This is a genomic window from Streptomyces sp. TRM68367 (genome assembly GCF_014495685.1).
Taxonomy (GTDB): domain Bacteria; phylum Actinomycetota; class Actinomycetes; order Streptomycetales; family Streptomycetaceae; genus Streptomyces.
In genome coordinates, this window is sequence record NZ_JACTVI010000008.1 from 1 (window position 1) to 20,128 (window position 20,128).

At 68.6% G+C, this 20,128-nt stretch carries 25 protein-coding genes and 2 pseudogenes; 2 read left to right on the forward strand and 25 right to left on the reverse strand.

Annotated elements, in window-relative coordinates:
• Nucleotides 1–269: pseudogene (locus H8R17_RS08100) on the forward strand (IS630 family transposase); the annotation flags it as partial.
• Nucleotides 270–663: 394 nt separating this feature from the next.
• A complete protein-coding gene (locus tag H8R17_RS08105; RefSeq protein WP_187822456.1) occupies nucleotides 664–927 on the forward strand; it encodes a hypothetical protein in 264 nt (87 codons plus the stop codon).
• Between the two features lie 693 nt (nucleotides 928–1,620).
• Here the strand turns inward: H8R17_RS08105 and H8R17_RS08110 are convergent.
• From H8R17_RS08110 to H8R17_RS08230, 25 genes and pseudogenes are all read right to left on the reverse strand, one after another.
• On the reverse strand, nucleotides 1,621–2,154 hold the full coding sequence (locus H8R17_RS08110; RefSeq protein ID WP_187822457.1) for a hypothetical protein: 534 nt from the start codon (nucleotides 2,152–2,154) through the stop codon (nucleotides 1,621–1,623).
• Nucleotides 2,155–2,215: 61 nt separating this feature from the next.
• Nucleotides 2,216–3,316 (reverse strand): DUF4192 domain-containing protein, encoded by a 1,101-nt coding sequence (locus H8R17_RS08115; protein ID WP_187822458.1) that lies wholly within the window; start codon nucleotides 3,314–3,316, stop codon nucleotides 2,216–2,218.
• A complete protein-coding gene (locus tag H8R17_RS08120; protein WP_187822459.1) occupies nucleotides 3,313–3,858 on the reverse strand; it encodes a hypothetical protein in 546 nt (181 codons plus the stop codon). The genes H8R17_RS08115 and H8R17_RS08120 overlap by 4 nt, the downstream gene beginning before the upstream one ends.
• Nucleotides 3,855–4,889, reverse strand: coding sequence for an N-6 DNA methylase (locus H8R17_RS08125; protein WP_187822460.1), 1,035 nt, complete (start codon nucleotides 4,887–4,889; stop codon nucleotides 3,855–3,857). The genes H8R17_RS08120 and H8R17_RS08125 overlap by 4 nt, the downstream gene beginning before the upstream one ends.
• 81 nt (nucleotides 4,890–4,970) lie before the next feature.
• Nucleotides 4,971–5,273, reverse strand: coding sequence for a hypothetical protein (locus H8R17_RS08130; protein WP_187822461.1), 303 nt, complete (start codon nucleotides 5,271–5,273; stop codon nucleotides 4,971–4,973).
• Nucleotides 5,274–5,349: 76 nt separating this feature from the next.
• On the reverse strand, nucleotides 5,350–5,976 hold the full coding sequence (locus H8R17_RS08135; protein WP_187822462.1) for a hypothetical protein: 627 nt from the start codon (nucleotides 5,974–5,976) through the stop codon (nucleotides 5,350–5,352).
• A 309-nt stretch (nucleotides 5,977–6,285) separates the two neighbouring features.
• Nucleotides 6,286–6,915 (reverse strand): hypothetical protein, encoded by a 630-nt coding sequence (locus H8R17_RS08140; RefSeq protein ID WP_316959343.1) that lies wholly within the window; start codon nucleotides 6,913–6,915, stop codon nucleotides 6,286–6,288.
• The gene (locus tag H8R17_RS08145) at nucleotides 6,912–7,505 is read right to left on the reverse strand and encodes a hypothetical protein (protein ID WP_187822463.1); all 594 of its coding nucleotides are present in this window, start codon (nucleotides 7,503–7,505) and stop codon (nucleotides 6,912–6,914) included. Before H8R17_RS08145 ends, H8R17_RS08140 begins: the two co-directional genes overlap by 4 nt.
• A gap of 64 nt (nucleotides 7,506–7,569) precedes the next feature.
• Nucleotides 7,570–7,902 carry an HU family DNA-binding protein gene (locus H8R17_RS08150; RefSeq protein ID WP_187822464.1) on the reverse strand — a complete coding sequence of 111 codons (333 nt, stop codon included), beginning with the start codon at nucleotides 7,900–7,902 and terminating at the stop codon, nucleotides 7,570–7,572.
• Between the two features lie 202 nt (nucleotides 7,903–8,104).
• Entirely contained in the window at nucleotides 8,105–8,902 is a 798-nt protein-coding gene (locus H8R17_RS08155; protein ID WP_187822465.1) for a hypothetical protein, read from the reverse strand.
• A gap of 31 nt (nucleotides 8,903–8,933) precedes the next feature.
• Nucleotides 8,934–9,341 carry a hypothetical protein gene (locus tag H8R17_RS08160; RefSeq protein WP_187822466.1) on the reverse strand — a complete coding sequence of 136 codons (408 nt, stop codon included), beginning with the start codon at nucleotides 9,339–9,341 and terminating at the stop codon, nucleotides 8,934–8,936.
• A 16-nt stretch (nucleotides 9,342–9,357) separates the two neighbouring features.
• On the reverse strand, nucleotides 9,358–10,083 hold the full coding sequence (locus H8R17_RS08165) for a hypothetical protein (RefSeq protein WP_187822467.1): 726 nt from the start codon (nucleotides 10,081–10,083) through the stop codon (nucleotides 9,358–9,360).
• A gap of 29 nt (nucleotides 10,084–10,112) precedes the next feature.
• A complete protein-coding gene (locus H8R17_RS08170; protein ID WP_187822468.1) occupies nucleotides 10,113–11,615 on the reverse strand; it encodes a DNA cytosine methyltransferase in 1,503 nt (500 codons plus the stop codon).
• A gap of 180 nt (nucleotides 11,616–11,795) precedes the next feature.
• Nucleotides 11,796–12,188, reverse strand: coding sequence for a hypothetical protein (locus H8R17_RS08175; protein ID WP_187822469.1), 393 nt, complete (start codon nucleotides 12,186–12,188; stop codon nucleotides 11,796–11,798).
• Nucleotides 12,188–12,814: a hypothetical protein gene (locus tag H8R17_RS08180; protein ID WP_187822470.1), complete on the reverse strand. Its 627-nt coding sequence runs from the start codon at nucleotides 12,812–12,814 to the stop codon at nucleotides 12,188–12,190. Before H8R17_RS08180 ends, H8R17_RS08175 begins: the two co-directional genes overlap by 1 nt.
• 87 nt (nucleotides 12,815–12,901) lie before the next feature.
• Nucleotides 12,902–13,189, reverse strand: coding sequence for a hypothetical protein (locus H8R17_RS08185; RefSeq protein WP_187822471.1), 288 nt, complete (start codon nucleotides 13,187–13,189; stop codon nucleotides 12,902–12,904).
• 100 nt (nucleotides 13,190–13,289) lie between these two features.
• Nucleotides 13,290–14,204 (reverse strand): helix-turn-helix domain-containing protein, encoded by a 915-nt coding sequence (locus tag H8R17_RS08190; protein ID WP_187822472.1) that lies wholly within the window; start codon nucleotides 14,202–14,204, stop codon nucleotides 13,290–13,292.
• A gap of 90 nt (nucleotides 14,205–14,294) precedes the next feature.
• Nucleotides 14,295–15,428 carry a PD-(D/E)XK nuclease family protein gene (locus H8R17_RS08195; protein ID WP_187822473.1) on the reverse strand — a complete coding sequence of 378 codons (1,134 nt, stop codon included), beginning with the start codon at nucleotides 15,426–15,428 and terminating at the stop codon, nucleotides 14,295–14,297.
• A 74-nt stretch (nucleotides 15,429–15,502) separates the two neighbouring features.
• Nucleotides 15,503–16,492, reverse strand: coding sequence for a phage recombination protein Bet (gene bet, locus H8R17_RS08200; protein WP_187822474.1), 990 nt, complete (start codon nucleotides 16,490–16,492; stop codon nucleotides 15,503–15,505).
• 15 nt (nucleotides 16,493–16,507) lie between these two features.
• Nucleotides 16,508–16,852 (reverse strand): hypothetical protein, encoded by a 345-nt coding sequence (locus tag H8R17_RS08205; protein ID WP_262505108.1) that lies wholly within the window; start codon nucleotides 16,850–16,852, stop codon nucleotides 16,508–16,510.
• A gap of 99 nt (nucleotides 16,853–16,951) precedes the next feature.
• Nucleotides 16,952–17,164 (reverse strand): hypothetical protein, encoded by a 213-nt coding sequence (locus H8R17_RS08210; protein ID WP_187822475.1) that lies wholly within the window; start codon nucleotides 17,162–17,164, stop codon nucleotides 16,952–16,954.
• Nucleotides 17,165–17,252: 88 nt separating this feature from the next.
• The gene (locus H8R17_RS08215; protein ID WP_187822476.1) at nucleotides 17,253–17,822 is read right to left on the reverse strand and encodes a hypothetical protein; all 570 of its coding nucleotides are present in this window, start codon (nucleotides 17,820–17,822) and stop codon (nucleotides 17,253–17,255) included.
• 166 nt (nucleotides 17,823–17,988) lie between these two features.
• Nucleotides 17,989–18,447: a hypothetical protein gene (locus H8R17_RS08220; protein ID WP_187822477.1), complete on the reverse strand. Its 459-nt coding sequence runs from the start codon at nucleotides 18,445–18,447 to the stop codon at nucleotides 17,989–17,991.
• 89 nt (nucleotides 18,448–18,536) lie between these two features.
• The gene (locus H8R17_RS08225) at nucleotides 18,537–18,782 is read right to left on the reverse strand and encodes a hypothetical protein (RefSeq protein WP_187822478.1); all 246 of its coding nucleotides are present in this window, start codon (nucleotides 18,780–18,782) and stop codon (nucleotides 18,537–18,539) included.
• A 323-nt stretch (nucleotides 18,783–19,105) separates the two neighbouring features.
• Nucleotides 19,106–20,020 (reverse strand): annotated as a pseudogene (locus tag H8R17_RS08230) (peptidoglycan-binding protein); the annotation flags it as partial.
• Nucleotides 20,021–20,128: the final 108 nt, after the last annotated feature.

The following is a 20,128-nucleotide window of genomic DNA, read 5'->3' on the forward strand; positions in this document are numbered from 1 at the left end:
CCGAACACAGCGGCCTGTCGAAGTCCACGATCGGACGCATCTGGAAGAAATTCGACCTCAAGCCGCATCTGCAGGACTCCTTCAAGCTCTCTACCGACCCGCAGTTCGTGGAGAAGGTCGTCGATGTCGTCGGGCTCTACCACAACCCGCCCGAGCGGGCCGTGGTGCTCTGCGTGGACGAGAAGTCGCAGGTCCAGGCGCTGGACCGGTCCCAGCCCGTGCTGCCGATGATGCCGGGCATGCCCGAGCGGCGGACCCACGACTACCGCCCCGAACCGCTGCTGGGTCGCGGAGCCCTGGCCGCGCTGGCCCGGGACGCCCTGGCCGTACCCGGTGCAGACGAGGACACTCCGCTGGTCGCGGTGTCCCGCTCCGGGTTCACGGTGGAGGGACTGACGGCGACTTACGGGCCCGAGCAGCTGATGGAGGGCTGGAGTTCGGGTTCCGTCGCGTGAGCGCCCTCCCCCGGCTACCAGCCGACGGCGAAACTCGTGGCACCCGCGCACCGTTCCGAACACCGACGAGTCCTCCGACCGTCCGGTCACCGTGAGGGCCGGCCCCCTACGGCAGCGTGCGCCTTCGCTCGAGCGGGGGACCCCAATCCCGCGGGGAGTTCCTCGAACAGCTCACGAATTCCATCACGGACCAGGAGATGAGAGCGTCGTGCTCTCCTCGCGCCTGGTCTCCGAGCCGACCCTGGACGCCTCTGGCCACACCGCCACCGGCATGCCGCCGGCCTACACCTACTGCGACTCACTGAAGACCTGCATCTCCGCCCTCGCCAAGGCCGACTACCACCAGCGCGTGACCTACCACCCCGCCGACAACTTCTGGGCCCTCCAGTGGACCGAGACCGGGATCTACCTCGGCCTCGCCCTCAGCCTCGGAATCCTCTGCGTCTGGTGGACGCGCCGCCGCCTGACCTAACGCGACGTTCGGATGATGCTGTAGGGAGTCGACAAAACCATGGCACCGCGATCAGCGACTACCACCCGCGCCGCAATCCGCCCCATGCACCGACGCCGCACAGATGGCCACCACTTGGCCACCCCACCCTCTGCGGATACTGTCCAGCCATTCAGCAACACATAAGAAAACCGCAGGTCAGAACCACGTAACCGGATCACAGGCACGCAATCACTGCCAGATAGTGAACCTCTGACCTACGCATTACATGCACAGCCTCAAGAAGCCCTCGGCACGCACATTCCAAGGTCAAGAAAACGAAGAAACCGCAGGTCAGAGGCCTGACCTGCGGCGTTCCTTGGAGCCGCCTTCGGGATTCGAACCCGAGACCTACGCATTACGAGTCAGCACATGACCATCTTGATCTTGCTCAACAGTTGCTAGATCTTCGAAAAACAGCAGGTCAGAACGGGTGTCGTAGCTGAGCCCTACCGGGTCTTGCTGCCTCTTTCCTGATCCTTCCGTTCCCACGAGGTTCCCATCTGGTTCCCACGTAGGAGCCGCAGAGCTGTCGTGAAAGACGACGTCGCAGGTGGTAGCAGGGGCTCGAACTGGGGAGCTTCGCACCGGCATCGAGATGAACGCGGGCTCACTTCCCCTGTGCCCGGGGCCGAGCCGGTGACCGTTTTCGCAGGTCAGCCGCGTTCTCACAGACTACCCCGCCGCCACGCGTCCGTCCGGTGATGCTGTGGGGTCTATGTCCGCCGCTACGTCTGCCTGTTCGAGAGTGCGGACCGCCGCGATCTCGGTCTCCAGCCTCTGACGGGCCTGTGCGAGGCGCGCACGGTGCTTACGCAGGGCGCGCCGCGTGTCCGCCAGAGTCTTCGCCTGTCGTTTCTCCAGTTCCGTGAGTCGGGTGATCTGTCGTTCGTGGTGGGCGATCTGTTCGGATCGGATGACGGCTGCGGGTCGGTGAGACCCCGTCTTTCGGGCGGCGCCAAGCTCTTTGTTCAGCTGCACGCGTGCGAAGTCGAGGAACTCGTTGCGGGGGACGTACTTCGCGCGCCCGGCGCCTATGCCCATCAGCAGCGCGATCTTGGGGAAGTTGGCATGGCGCTTGGCCCAGTTGCTGACGGTGGAGCGTGTGACGCCTACGAGGGCGGCTGCGCCGGCGAGGTGGACCAGCTCGTTCTCACGGCCCTGGAATTCGGGGCGAAGCCAGACGACGGATGTGGCCGGGGTGGTCATGCTCGGGTCTTTCTGCTTGCTGCGGCCCCGGCGGGGCGCCGGGGCCGCGGGGGCTGGTTGTTCAGTTCGCGTGGTGGTCGTTGCTCTGGGCGCGGGTATGGCGCTCGGCCTTCGCCTTGCGGGCGATGGGGAGGAGGCTTGTGGCGTCGACTCCGCTGTTGATGGCTCCGTTTATGGCTTCGGCGAGGCTGTATTCGGGGTCGGCGGTGAGGGCTTGCCTGAGCGCGTGGCGTGCGGTGGGGATGTCGTCCTGTCGCCAGGCGACTGCGGCGAGGAGGGTGAGTGCGGGTATGGCGGCGTCGGTGTAGGGCGGGATGCAGCGGCGAGCGAGGGCAGCCCACAGACGTCGGGCATGAGGAAGGTCGTCGTCCTCGATGTATTCGAGGCCGTGGTCCATGAGCCACTCGTCGTGGAGGCCGTGGATGAGCCGGGCTGCTATGTCGTCGGCTATCTCGGTGGCGCCTTCGCGGAAGTCCCGCATCGTGGTTTCCAGGAGCGCGTGGGTGGGCTGTAGGGCTGCGTCCAGCTCAGCGGGCGCTCCGCTGCATAGCTGGGCCCAAGCGGTGCTCTCGTTGTCGAGGGCTCGGAGCAGGTGTGAGGGGTCATCCGGGATGCTGGGCTGGAATTCCTTGGTGATCTCGCTGCTGCTGCGGCCGGGGGTGTGGCCGAGCCGGATGAGTTGGGCAGTGACGCTGTTGGGGTCGTCGGGGCCGGGGATCGGCTCGCCCTCGCAGCATCCGGGATAGGGGCACTCGTATGACCACCAGCGGTTGTCGACGAGGGCGATAACCCACTTGACGGGAGCGCGGCGGAGGTCGGCGAAGGTATCGATAAGCCGCTGGCCGAGGGGCCACAGGTCCTCGACCGTCTCTTCTGGGCTCTGGCCGTAGCGTGGGGTGCGGCACAGGAAGACAACGATGTCGTTGATGTCGAAGCGTCCATGGTCGTGGATCGCGTGGAACTTGCGGGCGCCTGCTTCGGCCGCTGCCTGCCAGGTGGCGGGATCGTCGGGGAGGTGCAGGACCATGCTTGGTCCGGTGCCGGTGTTGGTGACGCCGTGGAGGACGATGCAGTCCTCGGGCTGGTGGCCGAGCAGGAAGGGCAGAACCTGGGCGAACTCGCCAGGGCTGTCAATCTGGGGAGGGCTGGGTGGCGTGGTCATCGTTCGGTCTCCTTCGAGTCGGTGGTGGGCCGCTGGTTATCGGGGGTGTTGGTGCCGGGGTCGGCTTTGTCGTCCGAGGTGAGTCGGACCTTCTTGGGCTTGTTGGTGAGCGCGAGCATGAGGTGGTTGCGTACGACGGAGGCGACTGTGGCTGGTAGGTCGTCGACGTGACGTGTGGCGACGGTGGTGTGCCAGGTGCGGCCGGGTTGCAGGCGGGCGTCATTGGCGGCCTGGGCTTCGGCCTGCTCGATGTCGGTGCCGTCAGGGATCGGTGGAAGTTCGGGCCCTGCGGTGATCCAGGTCTGGATGATCAGGTCGCTGCCTTGGAGGCGTAGGCCGATGCGGTGGCCGTCGGGGTGGGTGTACGTGGCGGTGCGGTCGGGGGTGTCTGTGTCCTCCTTGTTCCACGGCGGTTCGAGGTCGGGGGCGAGCTGGTCGACCGGGTGGGTGGCGCCGGTGGGCCTGGGCTGCGCGAAGGACGGCCGGCGTCTGGGTTGTGCAGGGGTCGCACGGGGGCGAACGAGGTCGTGCTCATCGCTCATACAGCGGCTGGCTCCTTGGACATGAGCTGATCCAGGAGGCGGAAGGCACGGCGGGAAGCGACGATGCTGTTCGCGGTGTCGACGTACCTGTCGCGTTGTTCGAAGGCGTCCTTGGCTTCGGTGAGTGTCTGGGCGTAGCCGCCGTCCTCGAGGGCGAGGGAGTCGGCGCAGCCGATGAAGCACTTGGGGCCGAGGTCCCAGATGATCGCGTTGACGGCGGCGCAAGCCGCGGCGAGCGCGTCGATGTCGTTGCCGTACCAGAGGTAGTCGTGCGGGTTGAGTCCGAGGTCGCGCAGCCGCTGGGCGACGGAGCGGAGCATGGTGCCCGAGCCGACCGCGGGTTCGCGGATTGCCATGTTGGGCTGGGCGAAGTCCTTGTCGACGAGCATGTTGGCCAGCAGGTCCGTGACGCTGGCCGGCGTGTGGTACTCGCCGCGCCACTTCTTGTCGCTCTTGTGGCGCAGGCCGGTCAGCAGCGGGCTGAGGACGTCGGACTCGGAGCGCATGTACGGGTCGTCGTGGCCGGTGAGGTCCAACAGGCCCTGGTTGAGGGCGCGGTGGGTGACGGCCTGGACGGCGCGGAGCTGCTGGGGGTCGGGGTCGGGGTTCCAGGCCCAGTCGTGCAGGCGCACGGCTCGGTCGATCAGGTCGGGGCGCTTGATCCAGTGGCCGAGGTAGATCTCCTTGAAGAGTTGGGGCAGTTCGTGCGGCTGGCGGTTGATGATCCAGTCGGCCAGGCCGTTGCCGGTCTCCGGCGGCTGGCGCAGGAGCGCGAGCGCGGCAACGGTGCCGATGGGAACGTCGATGCTGCTGCCGCCGTAGCTCTGGTACCAGGCGTCGATGACGTTCTCGGCGATCTTGCGGGCGTGCTCGTGCGGGTCGCGTGGGGCGAAGGCCTTCCGCCAGGTCGTCTTGACGGAACCGCGTACGGCGGCCTTGGACTTGGGCGGGGCCTTCTTCGTCCAGCTCGGTGCGGGCCGGGCCGCAACAGGTGCGGCGGCTCGCGGCAGGAATATGTCGTCGTCGGACATGCGGTTCCTCTGGGTGCGCGCATGGGGCCGCCCCGGTGCGCGGGGCGCGGCCGGGGCGGCGATGGGATGCGGTGTCGGCGTTCAGTCGGCCTCGGGGTGGGCCTGGAGTCGGGCTGCAATGCCGCGTATCTCGACGGCGTCGGCGGCATCGGGGTGTCCGGCCTGGCGCAGGCCGGTGGCCAGGAACATCAGGGCCAGCTCGTCGACGTCCATGTCGGCGATGAGTTCCTCGAAGCTGAAGTCGCGCAGCGAGGTGGGGCGGTGCGCGTAGCCGATGCGCAGCGTCTTCTCGATCTCCTGGAGAGTGGTGGCGATCTGCTCTTCGGTCAGAGCGAGGAGCTTGGACCAGGCCTGCAGGGTTTCGTCGTCCACCGGGAGCTTCACGGTGTCGTGAGCCTTTCTTTCGTCGGGCGCCCGGCTCGGCTCGCTTGCCAAGCCGGGCGTCCGTGGATTGGAAGGGTCAGGAGGGGAAGGGGTCGTTCCGGTAGTCGGGGTGGACGACGGCCCACAGCCCTGCGGGCATGGGTTCGGTGATGACGCCCCATCCGGCCCAGCGCATGACGGCGAGGTAGCCGAGCCGGCCACCGGCGAAGCCGGTGCGGTCGTCACAGTCCGGGTCGGGGGCGATGAGGACCCAGCCGGGCAACTCGTCGCAGGTGGGCAGGACCTGGAAGCCGGGGCGCAGTTGGTATGTGCCGTCGGTGACGATGGGAGGCAGTCCGGCGGCGTCGAGGATGCGGATGACCTGCTGGATGTGGGGGTGGTCGTGGTGCTCGGGGAGCGTTCCGACGCCCTTGCGGATGACCTGCCGGGGCGGCTTGGTGCCCTGGCTGGCGTGGTAGATGTCCATGAGGAGCAGCGCGTCCTCGATGCGCCCGGCGAAGCGCAGGGCGAGGTTCGCGACGACGGCGACAACATGGCGGTCGCCGCCCATGAGGCGCCGGAATTGCTCGTCGGTCATGTGCTGGAATTGGTTGGCTCGTATGACGGCGTGGGCGCGGGATGCCGTGCGCAGGGCGCGGGCGACGTATTCGGGTTCTGTGCCGATGTGGTTGGCGAGGGTCTGAATTCCTCGGGTGTAGGTCATGCGGTGGTCTCCAAGAGGGCGCTTGCGCGTATGGGTGCGCCCCCGGCCATGGGCCGGGGGCGCGGAGTGAGCTCGGGGTCTGGTGGTGCCTAGCTGCGTCGGCTGCCGCATCCGGCGTGGCCGCAGCCTCCGCAGAAGCCGCCGGGCCGGTTGCACTCGCAGCCGCAGCCGTTGTTCTGAATTCGCATTTCCAGTCCCCTTTCCGATTCGGATGTTTTCCGAATTTCTTAGTTATATCTTAATGGCAAATACCCCAAAAGCAATATCCACCCATTCGAATTCGCATTTATTTTCCGCAATTCAATTCCACTAATTCGAAGCAGGCGGGATGAGGTCGGGCCACTGCACCGCTTCCAGGGCCCGCCGATGGGTGTCCGGCACCGGGACCGTCGGATAGCCGAGCCAGTCGAGGCCCATCGCGGCGAGGATCGTGGCGTCGGCCTGGTCGTAGCGGCCCGGGCCTTCGCACTCGACGCCGTACCGCTCGACCGCCACGCTGCGCACCATGCCCTTGGCCACGCGGGACCGTTCCTTGCGGGGAAGGTGCTGCGCAGGATTCGCCCGCCCGGTCGCGTAGATGGTGCGATGGTGGGGGTTGGCCACGGCATACGGGATGCGATGGCGCCACAGGAACTGCGTCACCAGCCACCACAGGCCAGCCAGTTCGTGATGTCCGGCCTGCCCGCCCTGCGCGTACGCCGCACCTTCGACCACCACCAGGTCCGCGCCGTCCTTCACGCACACCGCGACGGCCGCGAGCAGCCAGTCCAGCCGCTCGTGACTGCGCCGCTTTCCCGGCCGGGCCGCCAGCGCCCAATCCGTTCCCGCGATCCCTGTCGAGGTCAGGGACAGGTCGAGGCCGATAACGCGCGGCTGCCACTCCCCTTGGGCCTGCACGCTGGGCAGCGTGACGGGCGCGCTCTGGGGCTGGGTGTTCACCGCTCGGCCTCCGCCTGGGCGGAGAGGTGCTTGGTGATCAGCCGGTCGGCTTCGGTGGTGGCATCGGCCTTCAGTCCGGCCGTCCACTCGCCGAAGCATCCTGCGACCGGACCCCACAGGTACCACCCGGAGTCGTGGTAGCCGTCCTTCGGGTTCCTCTTGCGGTAGGCCAGTTCCCACCAGCCGTTGCGCCAGCGCCACAGGCGGCGCGGTTCGGCGTCGGGCATCCAGCCCGCGCGTTCGACCAGGTTCTGGAAACGCGCCAGATCGGTACGCATCATGGCGTTTTCGCGGTAGACCTCCTGCACGGGCTGAGCCGACGGCCGCGCCTTCCCGCTGAACAGGTACTCCAACTTGGCCAGTTGCCGCGACAGTTCAGAGGCGCCGGCCGCGTGGTGCTCGGCACGTCGGCGTGCCGAGCGCCAGGCCAGGCGGTAGCGGTACGCGCGGGCCAGTGCGTCGTCCTCCCGGTCGCGCGCCCTATCGCGTTGGTGGGCGACGCGGCGCAGGACATTGGCCGCACCGTTGGCGCCGCGTTGCTCCAGCCACTGGGCGGTGGCTTCTATCTCGGCTCCCACAGGGTGGTTCATCGTGAGTCCTTCGTGCGGTCGCCGCCCCGGCGCATACACCGGGGCGGCGACGTGATGTGCAGGGTTACGGGCGGGGTGTCTTGGGGTCCTTCTGGATGCAGTTGCCGGACTCGGGCATCGGTCGGCGTTGCGTCAGCAGGTCCTGGAACCGCGCGCCGGGGCGGAACTTCACGACGCGGGAGGCGGCGACCGTCACCTTGTCGCCGGTCTGCGGGTTGCGTGCCTTGCGTGCCGGACGGTGCCGGGGGGTGAGGGAGCCGAAGCCGGTGACTGAGACGGGGTCGCCCGCGACGACGGCGCGCACCACGACGTCGAGAACGATCTCCACGGCTTCGGTCGGCGAGAGCTGGCGGCCTCCCTTGGCGGCGACGGCCTGGATGAGCTGGGCCTTGTTCACTGATTTCCCTTCACTTCGCATACAGAACTGGGCAGTTGGGGTGCGGGGCGGGGCTGGGTGGGGAGGGCTCGCCATGCGATGGGGAGGGCGTGGAGGCCGAAGCCTGGATCGCCTTCCAAGGCGGTCGCATCGAGCGCAGCGCACTCATCCGCCGAGATCTCCTCTATCAGTTCCACAAGTGTCACCTATCTTTGGATAGAGGTCATGCAGAGACGCGCAGGAGGGGACCGCCGGCGTTGAGTACCACCGACAGCGGCAGCGCGGCGGCGGACGGGTCGGCAGAGACGGCCGTCGGCTCCTGCCCCGGCGCGGGACGGGCGACGATGCGCCACACCATCCCCCAGCGGTCCGCGTAGCCGGCCCCCACTTCGTAGGGCAGGCCCTCGTGCAGGAACCACCGCGTGCGCAGGGACGCAGTCCAGCCGTCCAGCGGGTTCGCGTCCGGCGCTTCGAGCTGGGGCAGTTGCACGCCGATGAAGTCAGGGCCCGAGGTGACGACAAACGCCGCCGCCCCCGCGGCGGGCCAGATCTCGATGTCCTGGCCTGCCGCCTCCCACAGGGCGAGATCCTCGGAGCTGATCTGTACAACGCGCGGCTCGGCAAGCGGCGTGTGTGCCTCCAGACGCACGATGTCCCGCCAGGGCAGCTCGGGCGCGTCGGTGGCGACGGGCATGGTGATCTGCGCTGGGCCCTCGGTGAAGCGCAGCAGCGGGCGGCCGCTGTCGAGGGTGTGCTCCACATGGACGTGGTCGGACGTGTCCAGCCAGGCGCGCAGCGCGATGGCCTCGTCGTAGTCGATGGGGGCCGTCCATTGCGCGGTGTTCTCGATCGGTGTGCGGGCGACGGCGATCGTGCGTGCTCCGGCGCCGACGGCGTGGAGCCGGTTGCGGGTGCAGTCGAGGACGACCACGTCCAGGTCGTCGGTGTCGCGCGCCTTGAGGTGGTGCGGGGCGACCTTGTCGAGGATGGCGGACAGGGCGTCCGCCTTGATCGTGAACATGTCTCTCCAAGAAGGGGGTTGAAAGGGGTACTTACGGGCCGGAGGCACGCTTTCGCTCGCGTCGGCGGGCCTGGTCAAGCCGCCCGGCCTCCCTGCACAGGGAGCAGGCCGGTTCACCGCGTCGGTTGTGGGCGCGAGCCCCGGCCGGAGTGCCGTGCGTGATAGGTGCAGCGCCTTCTTTGAGCTCGCCGGGGTGAGCGCCCTCGCAGGTGGCGCGGACTTCGCCGTCGAGCCACAGCCGTCCGCCGCAGATCCCGTCGAACAGGGAGCCGCTCGGCTTGACCAGAGCGATGCACTGCGCCCGGAAAGGGCACTGCTGGCACACGGCCAGCAGTCTGCGCATCTCCGGCTTGCTGAGTGAGTCCGCGGTCGCGTTGTCGGGGGTGAAGCGCGTGTCCCCGGCGCACGGTGCCTCGCTGGCCCACCCAGGGCCGCTCATCCGATCTCCGTGGCGGCTATGGGGTCGGCGGCAGCGGCATCAGGCGCACGCGGTCGCTGGGGGTGCTGCCGTCGGGGTGGGTGTAGCGGCCGTCGGTCGGCACGAGATGGCGGTCTGCCAGGGCCGGTAGCGCGAAGACCTGGGCGACCAGGCGGGTCAGGGAGTCGTCGCACTCGCGTGTCCAGCGCCGCCGGGCAAGGTTGTCGGTGCCCTCATCGGAGACGCCCTCTATCACTGCGATGACTCGGCCTCCGGCGCTGCGGCCGTCCACGACGATGGCGGTGGCCTCCGGGTGGTGCTCGCGCACCAGTCCGGCAATGCGCGCTGCCCGGTCAGGCGGGGGCAGCTCGACCAGCCAGAGGTTTCCGTCGCTCGCGGAGTTGCGTCGCACGGTGGCCCAGGCCGGGGAGTCGAAGGGTTCAAGAGCGGTCTGGACATCGACTTCGATCTCTGCGGCGAGCTCGGTGAGGCGATGCTCCTCGTCGCTCTTCTCCCACAGCCAGGGCAAGCCGCTGAGCGGGCTGGTCTGCTCGCCGAGCACGCCGAGGAGGTCCAGTTCACGCGTCTTGCCGTGGTAGGCGAAGCCGACGTATTCCGCGTCGGGGCAGGCGCGGCGGATTTTTGCCGAGATGTGGTCGAGCACGGCCAGGCAGTGCGCCTTCTGGATGCGGCGACGCTCGATATCGAGCTGTTCACGCTGCTGGGCGAGGACGTCCAGCGGATCGGATATGACAGGGGTCATAGCGGTGTTCTCCTCTTCTTCTGGGGTGGTCAGGTCAGGACCGGCATGAGGCGTTCGCCGAAGAAGCGGGCGACGTTGACGCTCACGGCGTTGCCGGCCTGCTGGGTCTGTTCGGCCTGGTTGCCGACGGGCTCGAAGGTGTCGGGGAAGCGTTGGGCCGACAGGTGCTCGCGCGGCTTGATCATGCGGAAGTAGCAGTCCTCGATCGCTGACGCGTTGTGCACGACGGCGGCCGAGTCGCGGGTGGACAGGGTGTGCAGGGGCTCGCCGGCGTTCTTGGGCGTGTTGCCCCTGCGGTAGGGGATGACCAGGGTGTTGCGGATTCGGGCCGGGACGACGCCGCCGGGGACGACCAGGCCGTGGTGGCGGGCCGTGGCCAGGGTGCTGAGCGGCTCGGTCACGGGCGAGGCATCGCAGTTGTTGCGGTACTCCACGATGAACGGCGCCGGGTCGACCGTGACCAGAGCCTCGCTCTCCCGCGTGGTCCGCGTACGCATGGGTCCGTCGACGGGGTACGCGGTGTCGTTCCACGAACCGCCGACCGGCACGAGGAGGGCTTCGCCGATCTTGGTGGTGCGGACCGGAAGCGGCCGCTCGAAGGGGATGAAGGCCCGGTCCGTGCCGTCCTTGCCGTGCGTGAGGGTGATGACGCTCGGCTGGTACGGGTACTTGGCCCGGCCTGCTTCGATACGCCGCATCGTGTTCTCGACGAGAGGTCGGTCGCGGTCGCCGATGCGGGTGCCGATGTCGTCCCACAGGATGATGTCCGAGGCCGGGCGCACATACGGCTCGACCAGGGCATGCCCGCAGCTGGTGTTCGGGCACCGGTAGTCGTACTGGGCACGGTACTTGCCGACCTTGACCTTCGGGTCGCGCCAGCTCTGCCGTGCCTTCACGTCCCTGCCGCACGACATGCAGTACGCCAGCGGGCGCGGCGCCAGGTTGGGGCGGCGCACGCTGGTCAGGGTGAACACAAGGTAGATGCGGTCGCGCCACTGCGGCGCGTACCCGTTGGTCTCCGACCCGATGTGCGCGGACGACACCGAGACGATCTGTACGCGGTAGCCCAGCTTCTTCATGGACCTGATCCACTCGGGGAACAGGTCCCACTGCGTCGCGAACTCCACGACGTTCTCGACCACGACGCACGGGAACCGCTTGGCCTCTGCGGCGCGCAGCACGCACCACGCCGTGGCCCGGGTCATCTCGAAGGCTTCCGGCGGCAGTTGCCGCCACTGCTCCTCTTCTTCGAAGAGGGCTTCCTGCGCGGGGTCGGGCTGGCGTTTCTTCCCGCCGGCCGGGCTGATCTCGGTGCAGATGACCGAGGCCCACATGATGGTGGCCTTGGGCAGCCAGCGCATGGGGTAGTTGCGGATGTCAGCGCATCGGCCGGTGGCACCGGGAAGGTTGTGCTCGAAGGTGTCGATGGCGGTTTGCCAGTGGTTGATGCCGAGGATCGGGTCGAATCCGGCCTCCTTCAAGCCGAGGGCGTCTCCGCCCGCTCCGCAGAGCAGGGATATGGCGCGGGACAAGTGGGGTGGTCTCCAAGGTGCGGGCCGCCCGGCCCGGTGGCTGGGGCCGGGCGGCCGTGGTCAGGACTGATCAGGAGCGCGGAGCGCGCGGTGGTGGCGGCTGTCCTCGATGCCGAGGGCGATGAACGCCGCAAGGCCCAGGAGCAGGAGGAGCAGCAGCCAGGTCACCGGCCGAGCTCCTCAGCAGGCATGGCGCCAGCCGTTGACGTACGCGCCGACCTCCTCGGCGAGAGGTTCGAGGGACATGTCGCCGGGCGGCTCGCCCTCGCCGGTCGTGGTGTCGTAGATGACCTTGGACGTGCCGTGCGTGTTGTCGATGTGCTCGGCCTTCCAGCCGCCGATCTCGCTGCGGTCGTCGTGCCAGGGCAGCGACCTGCGGCCCGCGATCGTCACCAACTGCTCGCCGTCGTCCGTGAGCGGGACGGTGATGTTCAGCTCGTTGCCGCACCAGTCCACGCCGACGTCCGTGCAGTGCTGTTCGAGGGCCTCGATGACGTCGGCGTACAGGGCGCGGGCCTTGGCCTCGTCGGCCAGGCGCAGGAGCTGGATGCCGCTGAGGTAGTGGAGAGTCATCAGGCGCCCTCCGTCTCAGTGCTGCGCGTGACGCGGACGGTGGCGATGTAGCCGTCCTTCTCCAGCACGGCGAGCGGGTAGCCGTCCTGCTCGGGGCGCTCCCAGACGCGCTGGTATCCCTCGGCGGCCGTCAGGTGCTGGCACCACTCGAAGTAGCGGGCGACGGCCATCCCGGGCGTCTCGCTTGCTCCGCCCTGGGTGGTGGTGAGGCCGTACGGAGCGCAGTACGTGGCCGATGTGGTCAGCCGGTGCGTGGGCCGGGGGGCGTTCAGCGCGTCGATGCGCGCGAACATCGGCAGCAGGCCCGCGTGGCAATGGCGCTGCGGGCCGCCCGGCACGGAGTCGTACAGGACGGTGTGGCGTCCGGGGTTGTCGATGTCCCGGCGCATGACGCGCCAGCCGGTCACCTCGGCGGGGTCGGCGGGCAGTCCGTGTTCGGTGGCGACGACCAGCTCCGTTCCGTCACCGATATCCGCACGGATGAAGAACTGGTCGGTGACGTCGATGTCGGTGATCCAGCCGAGGTAGCGCAGCGGCGTGATGACGTGCCAGTAGCTGCGGAAGAGCTGAAGCCACAGCGGGTCGGTCCGAAGGGTGTGGTCGGGCAGTGGTGCGAGCGTGGTCATGTGGGGCTCCAAGAGGGGTGTTGCGGGCGGGCGCCTTCACAAAGGCGCCCACGATTGCAGACATGTGACCTATCTCAGGCCATGCGTTCACCCAAGGGCGGGCAGTTCGTGTGAGGCGAGGGCCTGTACCAGCCACATCTGCCCGCTGCTGGTGACGACGCAGCCGACGGGGCGGCCGTGGCGCCGCAGGACGAAGGCGGCGCCCTGCTTGCTGACGCTGATCGAGTGCGTCAGCTGGTACACGCCGACTCCGGCGCAGCCGACGGAGCAGAACAGCCCCTCGCCGAAGATGGGGGCGGCGTGCGGGCCGTGGACGACCTCGGCCACGACGACGTGCACCGTCTCTGCGGGGTCGCGGTCTGCGGTGGCGTTCATGTGCTTCTCCAAGAGGTTCGGGTTCGAAGGGGTTTCGAACCGATATTTATATCTTATTCGCGTACAACGAAGCGTCAATGTTGGCGATCTATGAAGCGGCTTATCTGCCATCGGAGTTGGGACGTCGTGTGCGGCCCAGGCGGGCCAGCTCGCGCACCCGCTGGCGGGCCATCTCCAGCGCCTGCGGGTCGGTCTCGGCCACACGCCGCTCCTGCTCGGCGAAGAATTCCCTCAGCCACTCCTGCTGGGTGATGCGCTCCTTTTCGGCGGCCTCGCGCTGCGCCCGCTCGCGACGGGCCCGCGGGTTCGTCCCGCACGCACGGCAGTTGGCGGCAGGCTGCGGATGTGCCGGACAGCCGGACGACGGCGGATCCTCGGCGTGCTCCTCCGCCTCCCGCGCAGCGCCCGCCCCTGGGGTAGGGGGGTAAGGAAGGAAGTAGGAAGGAGAAGGAAGAGAAGGGGTTTCCCTGGGGAAACCCTCTTGGTCTCCGTGGGGAAACCCACTGGGTTTCCCTGGGGAGACCCTCCCCGGCCCGTCTTGAGGGTTTCCCTGGGGAAACCCTCCCTCCTCTCGCGCCCCGTCCAAGGCACGTGTCTCCTCCCGCGCGGCCACGTCCTGCTGGGTGCGGGCTGCCGCCGACGGCTTACGCCGCGTCACCTTCCGGGCCAGCCTGGAATTCGTCGGCGCGCGCCGCGCACCACGCCGCCACTCGATCAGCTCCTCGGTCGACGGAATCGGGGGCACACCATGTGGAAACACCCGGTACTCGGCCCGCCGCCCGACACGGCCGACCTCGGTGCGCTCGACCAGGCCGAGGCCGACCAGCTCCGTGACGACCCCGATGACCCGCTTCTCCCCCACTCCCGCCCACGCCATCATCCGCTCAAGGCCCGGACGGGCCAGACGTGTCTGGTCGTCGGCAGAGTCCGCGATCTTCATCAGGACCAGCTTCTGCGTCTGGTTGATCACCTCCTTCGGCAGGTAGGCCGCCACCACCATCAGCTGGATGCTCACCAGTACCTCTTCCGCGTTCCGTTCGGATTTGGGCCGCACTGGGGCAGGGGCAGGACCTACGGCAGTCCCGCCCCTTGCCGGAGGTGCGGGTCAGGGTTTCTTGCGCGCGGTGACGTTGATGCTCACGGCGGTGCGTCGCTCGTGGTCGAGGCGCACGGGTACGGGTAGGCCGGCCGCCGTGAGCTGGGCCTTCATGACCGTCGTGTCGGGTGTCATCGGTACTGGCAGCCCGGCCTGCTTGAAGAGCGCGACCATGGCGTCCACGTCGTCGACCTTGGTCGGGTTGCCGCCGCTCCACGACAGCTCGTTGTCGCCGTACACGCCCGCCTCGGAGCCGTCGAGCTTGGCGCGCAGCACCTTCAGACGGTCCTTGAGCGGCTTGATCTGCTCGGTCACCTCGACGTACTCGGCCAGTGCCCGCTCCCGCTCGGCGTCGTCGTGGATGAGCATGCTCTGCGGGCGGTGCCCGGCGATGGCCGGGCCCCAGCAGGCCGTCTTGAAGGGGCAGTTGTCGCAGATCGCGGACAGACCCGGTCCGGGAAAGGTGCGTGGCAGGTCCTCTGGCGTCTCGGCGGCGCGCACCTGCTCGACCCACCAGCGCGCTCCCTGCGCCCGCTCGGCGTGGAAGGGCATCTCCTGGACGTGGTCCTCGCCCGAGTCGCGGTTGAGGAACCGGAAGCGGATGCGGCCGACGGGCAGCGGGCCGAGACGGGCGAGCTGCCGCTGACCGTCGATGTCGGCGAAGCCTTCGGTGCGCAGCAAGTCTGCGTAGAGCAGGACTTGGCGTAGTTCGGCGTCACTGGCCCCGTACCGCAGGATGTTGTCCCACTGGAAGGTGCTCTTGGTCTTGATGTCCTCCACGGTCAGTTCCTCGGCCGGGAGGCTCGGGCGCAGCCGTTTCGGCAGCCGGGAGGCGGTGCGGCCGTCGAGCTGGACGGCGTCGATGTGGCCTCGGATGGTGTCGTCCTCGACACGGCGCTCAATGATCCAGCCGTACTCGTTGCGGACTGCGTCGAGCGCGCCTTCGTGCAGCCAGGTGCCGAGGATCGCTTTGCGCTTCTCGCCGCCGTCGGTGGGGGTGCGGCCGTGCAGGAGGTATCCGGCGCGTCGCGCACACACGGTGTCACTCGCGCCGATCTTGGTTTGCAAAGAGCGGGGACGGCGTGCGTCCGCCGCGTGAGCGGCAGGCCACAGGCTGACGGGCCGCTCAGACGCGATGGCCATGGTGGTCACGATGGTCTCCAAGAGGCTAGGGGGATGCCGCCCGCCGACCGCGGGCGGCAGGGTGGGGGCAGTGGTCAGGAGGCGGCGCGGCGGGACGCGGTGGCCCGCTTGCGCGGGGCGCGCTTCGCCGCGGCCGGCGCCTCCTCGGAGTCCGGGCCGGAGCCCTGCTGCGGCGCCGGGGCCTCCTTCTTCGCGGGACGTGCCCGCTTCCTCGGCGCGGCTTTCGCCGCACTCGTGTCCTGGTCGCTGGCCCCGGAGTCGCCGCCGGGCTCGTCCCTCGCGCCGTCGCTTGCGCCATTGCCCGCTTCAAGCCCGGCTGCCGCACGCAGGCGCCGGGTCGCTTCCTCCGCCTCACGGACGACGCCTTCGGCGTCGGCCCGCTCCATCTCCTCGTCCACGTACACGCCGGACAGGTCCTGCGGCGCGGCCATGCGCAGCGCGCCAGCCTCGGCGCACTTGCGGAGCATGTGGGCGGGCATCTGCTGCCACATCTTCGCCACGACATACGCACCGCTCTTGCGGTCGTAGTACGTCGGGGCGAACTCGTCCCAGCGCGCGATGAACGGGAAACGCGCGGTGCCGCGCAGGACGGTGACCTTGACCGCGGCCGGGTAGGCCTTCGACAGCCAGACGTCGTGGGCGTTGCCCTCGGAGTCGTAGTAGACGGTGTCCTCGTAGGAGATGGGCTCCCCGGCCTTCGCCGCCGCCCGGTGGGCAACGGTGCGGAAGCCGTCGATCCCGGTCTGGATCGTCCACGTCTTCTCGGGCTCGTCAGGGTTGTCGGCCGCCTTCCAGTTGGTGCGGCCGATCATGTAGATCTGACGCGCGAACGGATCAAGGCCGGTCCGGACGCAGTAGTGGAAGAACATGGCCAGATGGCCGCGCGGGGCGCCAGCCAGGCCAGGGCTGATCAGGGCCAGCGTCGAGAGCTGCTTGTGGTCGAACTCGTCCTGATCGGCGCGCAGGACGATGGCGCTCGCCGGGACGGACGGGCTGGCCGCCTGGGCCGCTTCGACCACCGTGCCCTCCAGGGCAGCGGGCTCGGCGGATGGTTCATCGGTCACGATCTCTCCAAGAGGTCAGTCGGTCCGCAGGCTGCGGACCTCGAAGGCGCCAGCCCATTCGGGGTGGCGCTCGATGAGGAGCCGGACGTACCGGCTGCGGAAGTTGTTGTTGAGGCGGAACTCGTCGCCTTCGGTGGCCGTGGCGTAACGCCAGCGCAGCACCTCGAAGAGCATCCCGATGCCGACGCGGGTGGCGCCGCGCCTGAGGTAGTTGGCCGTCAGACTCTCCAGCGCGCGCAACACCCAGGGGTTGAGCCGGTGGAACGCCTCGAACTGCGCCTGGATCGTGGCCGCCTGGCCGTCGGGCTGCCGCACTGTGTGGATCACCAGGCCAGGTATCTCGTCCTGGACGCCTTCCATGCCCCACCACCTCAAGAACGACTCGAAATGTGTCACCTATCTTGAGGGATGGACCGCCAAGTGATCAACCCCAGTTACAGCAGGCCCGACTTCACGCCGTCACGGTCGCGCCTCAGCGACACCCTCGGCCAGATCCTCCATACGCGCCTCCCGCTCCTCGTTGGTGCGGGAGACGTCCGCGAGCATGCGGACTGCGAGATTGGAGTTCGGATTCTCCAGTACGTAGCGCGACAGAGCGACTTCGAAGAGCAGAATCTCCGACGCCTCCATGACGGCGACGCCGCCACCGACGGGCGCATGCACAAGCTGCACGCTTACCTCCTTTGCGAATGGCCCCATTTCGAGGGGATGTATTCATATCTTATTCGCATTCGGGCTCTATGTACAGTGTTTGCGCAGGTCAGAGGCCCTTTCGCGCGTACCGCCCCCGCGCCAGGACCTTCGATCCCGGGCCGTCGTAGGTGCCCTCTCGCAGAGCAGCCGCCACCTGGTCGTCGACGTCCCAGGCCAGGCTGCGCGCTCTGGCGCGCAGCTCGGGCACCGCACCGAGCACCGTGTCCAGGAGCCATAGCATCGACCCGGACAACAGCCAGTCCTCCTCTGGGAAGTTGCCCGCAGCGATACGCGTCGCCAGAGTGCCCTGGGACGGCAGGTGGAACAGCTCGATGATCTCCTGCTGGCCGACGATCGGGGGCAGCTGGTCCCGAGTATCGGCTTCCCAGCCCTCGCCCTGTTCCGCGATGAGCCGTTCCTTGTAGCGGACGTCCAGCAACTTCGGCCGGGGCGTCGTGCGCCCGAAGCGGCATGCGAACCCCAGCGGCCAGTAGCGCACCCCCGAGACGACGATGGCGGTCACCGGGTCCAGGACGCCGCGGCTGGGGTGCAGCCACTGCGACACCATCTGCGCCTCGACCCCATACAGGGCAGCGAATTCCTGGTGTCCCACCAGATACGGCTTTGGCAGATCCATCGCCCCGTCCTCCGCTGTTTCCTTGCGCGCGCCGACGCAAGAGGGTAGCCACACCGCACCGCCGGCCGCCGCGAGGGGCGCTGTTATCGTAGGTAGCGGTCTTTCTCCAAGAGGGCCAACTGGCCCCCGCTCTGGCGGGGGCCATCTCTTTGCCCGCGCTCTCCAGCTACGCGGGCTTCGTCGACCCTTGGCCAGGCGCGGCCCGCTCAACGAGCGTTGGGCGGTCCGTCTCCCGGTGACTGCGGACCTGCCGGGTGAAACACAAGGCGTGCACGCTCTTCCCCGTGACCTTCCGGAACGTGGCCGCCACTTCGTCGGCGCGCAGCCTCCGGCCGCCGATGGTGAACACCGGTCCGCTCTGCCTGGTACCGATCAGCTCATCCAGCTGGGTCGCCGTGGCCGAGGTGACGTCGGCCTCGAATACTCCGCCTTCCTTGGTCTCGCGGAGCACGACCACGCGGTCCGTGAGTTCTACGTCCGGCACGTCCAGGGCGACGGCTTCGCTGAGCCGCACGTCCGACTCGCGCAGCAGTTGCCAGACCGTGCGGATGGCGAGCGGGACCGACGGTTCCGCGAGCGCGGTGTCCACCTCCAAGTCGGTCACGAGCAGGTGCGTCGTATCCATGAAGACCCCCAGGTCACGGGTAGAAGCGAGTGATGCTCCGACGCTAGGTGCGGTGTCGGACACCACCGCTGTGACGGGGGACTGCTGCCTCAGCCCCGGAGCACGCCGAGTACCGTCACCGCCACCGCCGTCACGGAGGCTAGGACGGTGATGGTCGGCAGCGGCCACCTCCCTTTCTCCAGGGAGGCCACCCGTTGCTCCAAGTCCTCAACGGCCTTGTCCGTCTGGTCACTGCGCTGCACGAGCAGCGCCAGCTGCCCGTCGATGCGGGCAAGGCCGACTTCCAAGGCGCTGCGCAGCTCGGCGAGAGCCAGCGCGATCTCTCCCTCGGGCACTGGTGCCTCCTCGTCTCTGCTGCGCGTCAGTACTTGGGGGTGGCCGGGTCATGCTTGCTCGACAGCCAGGACGCCGTGCCGGCGCGTCCGAGGACCGTGCCGAGCGTGGACTTCAGCGCCGACAGGCCCGCGGGTATCGCGGCCACGGCTGCGGCCTGCCACGCGGAGAGCGACACCAGATCGGTGGTGCTGGAGGCAGCCATCAGGCCCAGGACCGACTGAACGTAGGTGGCGATGGTCCGCTCCGCTATGTCAGCGAGGGCCTGCGGCATGGGGTCGTGCACCTGTTCCGGGGCGGTGGGCGTCATGTCGGTAGTGCCGGCTGCGCGCGGCACGCGCAGCGCCGCCCACGTCTGCGGGCCGGGGATGCCGTCGGCTGCGGCACCGTGGTGCCCGCGCTTGATCTGGTAGGCGGCGTACGAACGGCGGTGCGCGTCGTTCCACACCGGGCCGGGCGTGGTGTCGTAGGAGTCGCAGCCCTCCGCGATCAGCCGCTTCGCCATCGCCTCGATCACCGGTGACGACCGGCCGTCGCGGAAGAAGTCCCTGCCGGGGTACGCGGCGTACTTCGGGACCGGCTTCGGCCTGGGCTTCGGCTTCGGCTTGGGGGTGGGCTTCGGCCTGGGCTTGTCCGGCGTCTCGCCGTCGTCCTCGAGGTAGCGGGCGACGCGGGCGCGGAAGTCGTCCATGTCGATGCCGCCCGGATCCGGCTTTCCGGGCTGCCACTCCTTGTGACCGATGACGCTGTGCTCGTTCCAGCCGTGAGCCCGGCAAACGGCCGCGGCAGCGCGGGCCATCGCGTCCAGCTGTGCGGAAGGCCACGTCTGGCTGCCGGTGTTGATGCACTCGAAGCCGTAGAAGTGCCGGTTGCCGTCGGTGTCGGCCTCGTTGTCCCGCGGGAGGGCCTTCTTCTCCGCGATGACGGCGAGCAGGACATCGGTGTCGCCCATGCCGGCGTGGTTGGTCCGGCCGTAACCGACCAGGTGGATCGTCCCGGAGCGGTCGATCACCCCGTGGCACAACGGCCCGGGGAGGTCCTGGTAGCCGACGCGGCACAGCTCCACCATGTCGGCCTCGGACGAGTACGGGCCGGTGTGGTGGATCATCACCCCGTTCACGGGGCCCCAGTTGCCGTGGGTGTTTCGGTTGTGGGTGCGCCACTTGCCGTGCTCGACGACGCCGAGGCCCGCGTGCTTCAGCACGGACAGAAACTTGTCCGCGCTCAACGGAGTTGCCACGCTCGCTTCGCCTTCTCCCCTGCGCCGTATGGCAGTCGGCCGGGCCCTGCTGATGCGGGCCGGTCCCTCGGGAGTTGGCTGCGAAGCATGGGTGGAGGGTCACCCGGT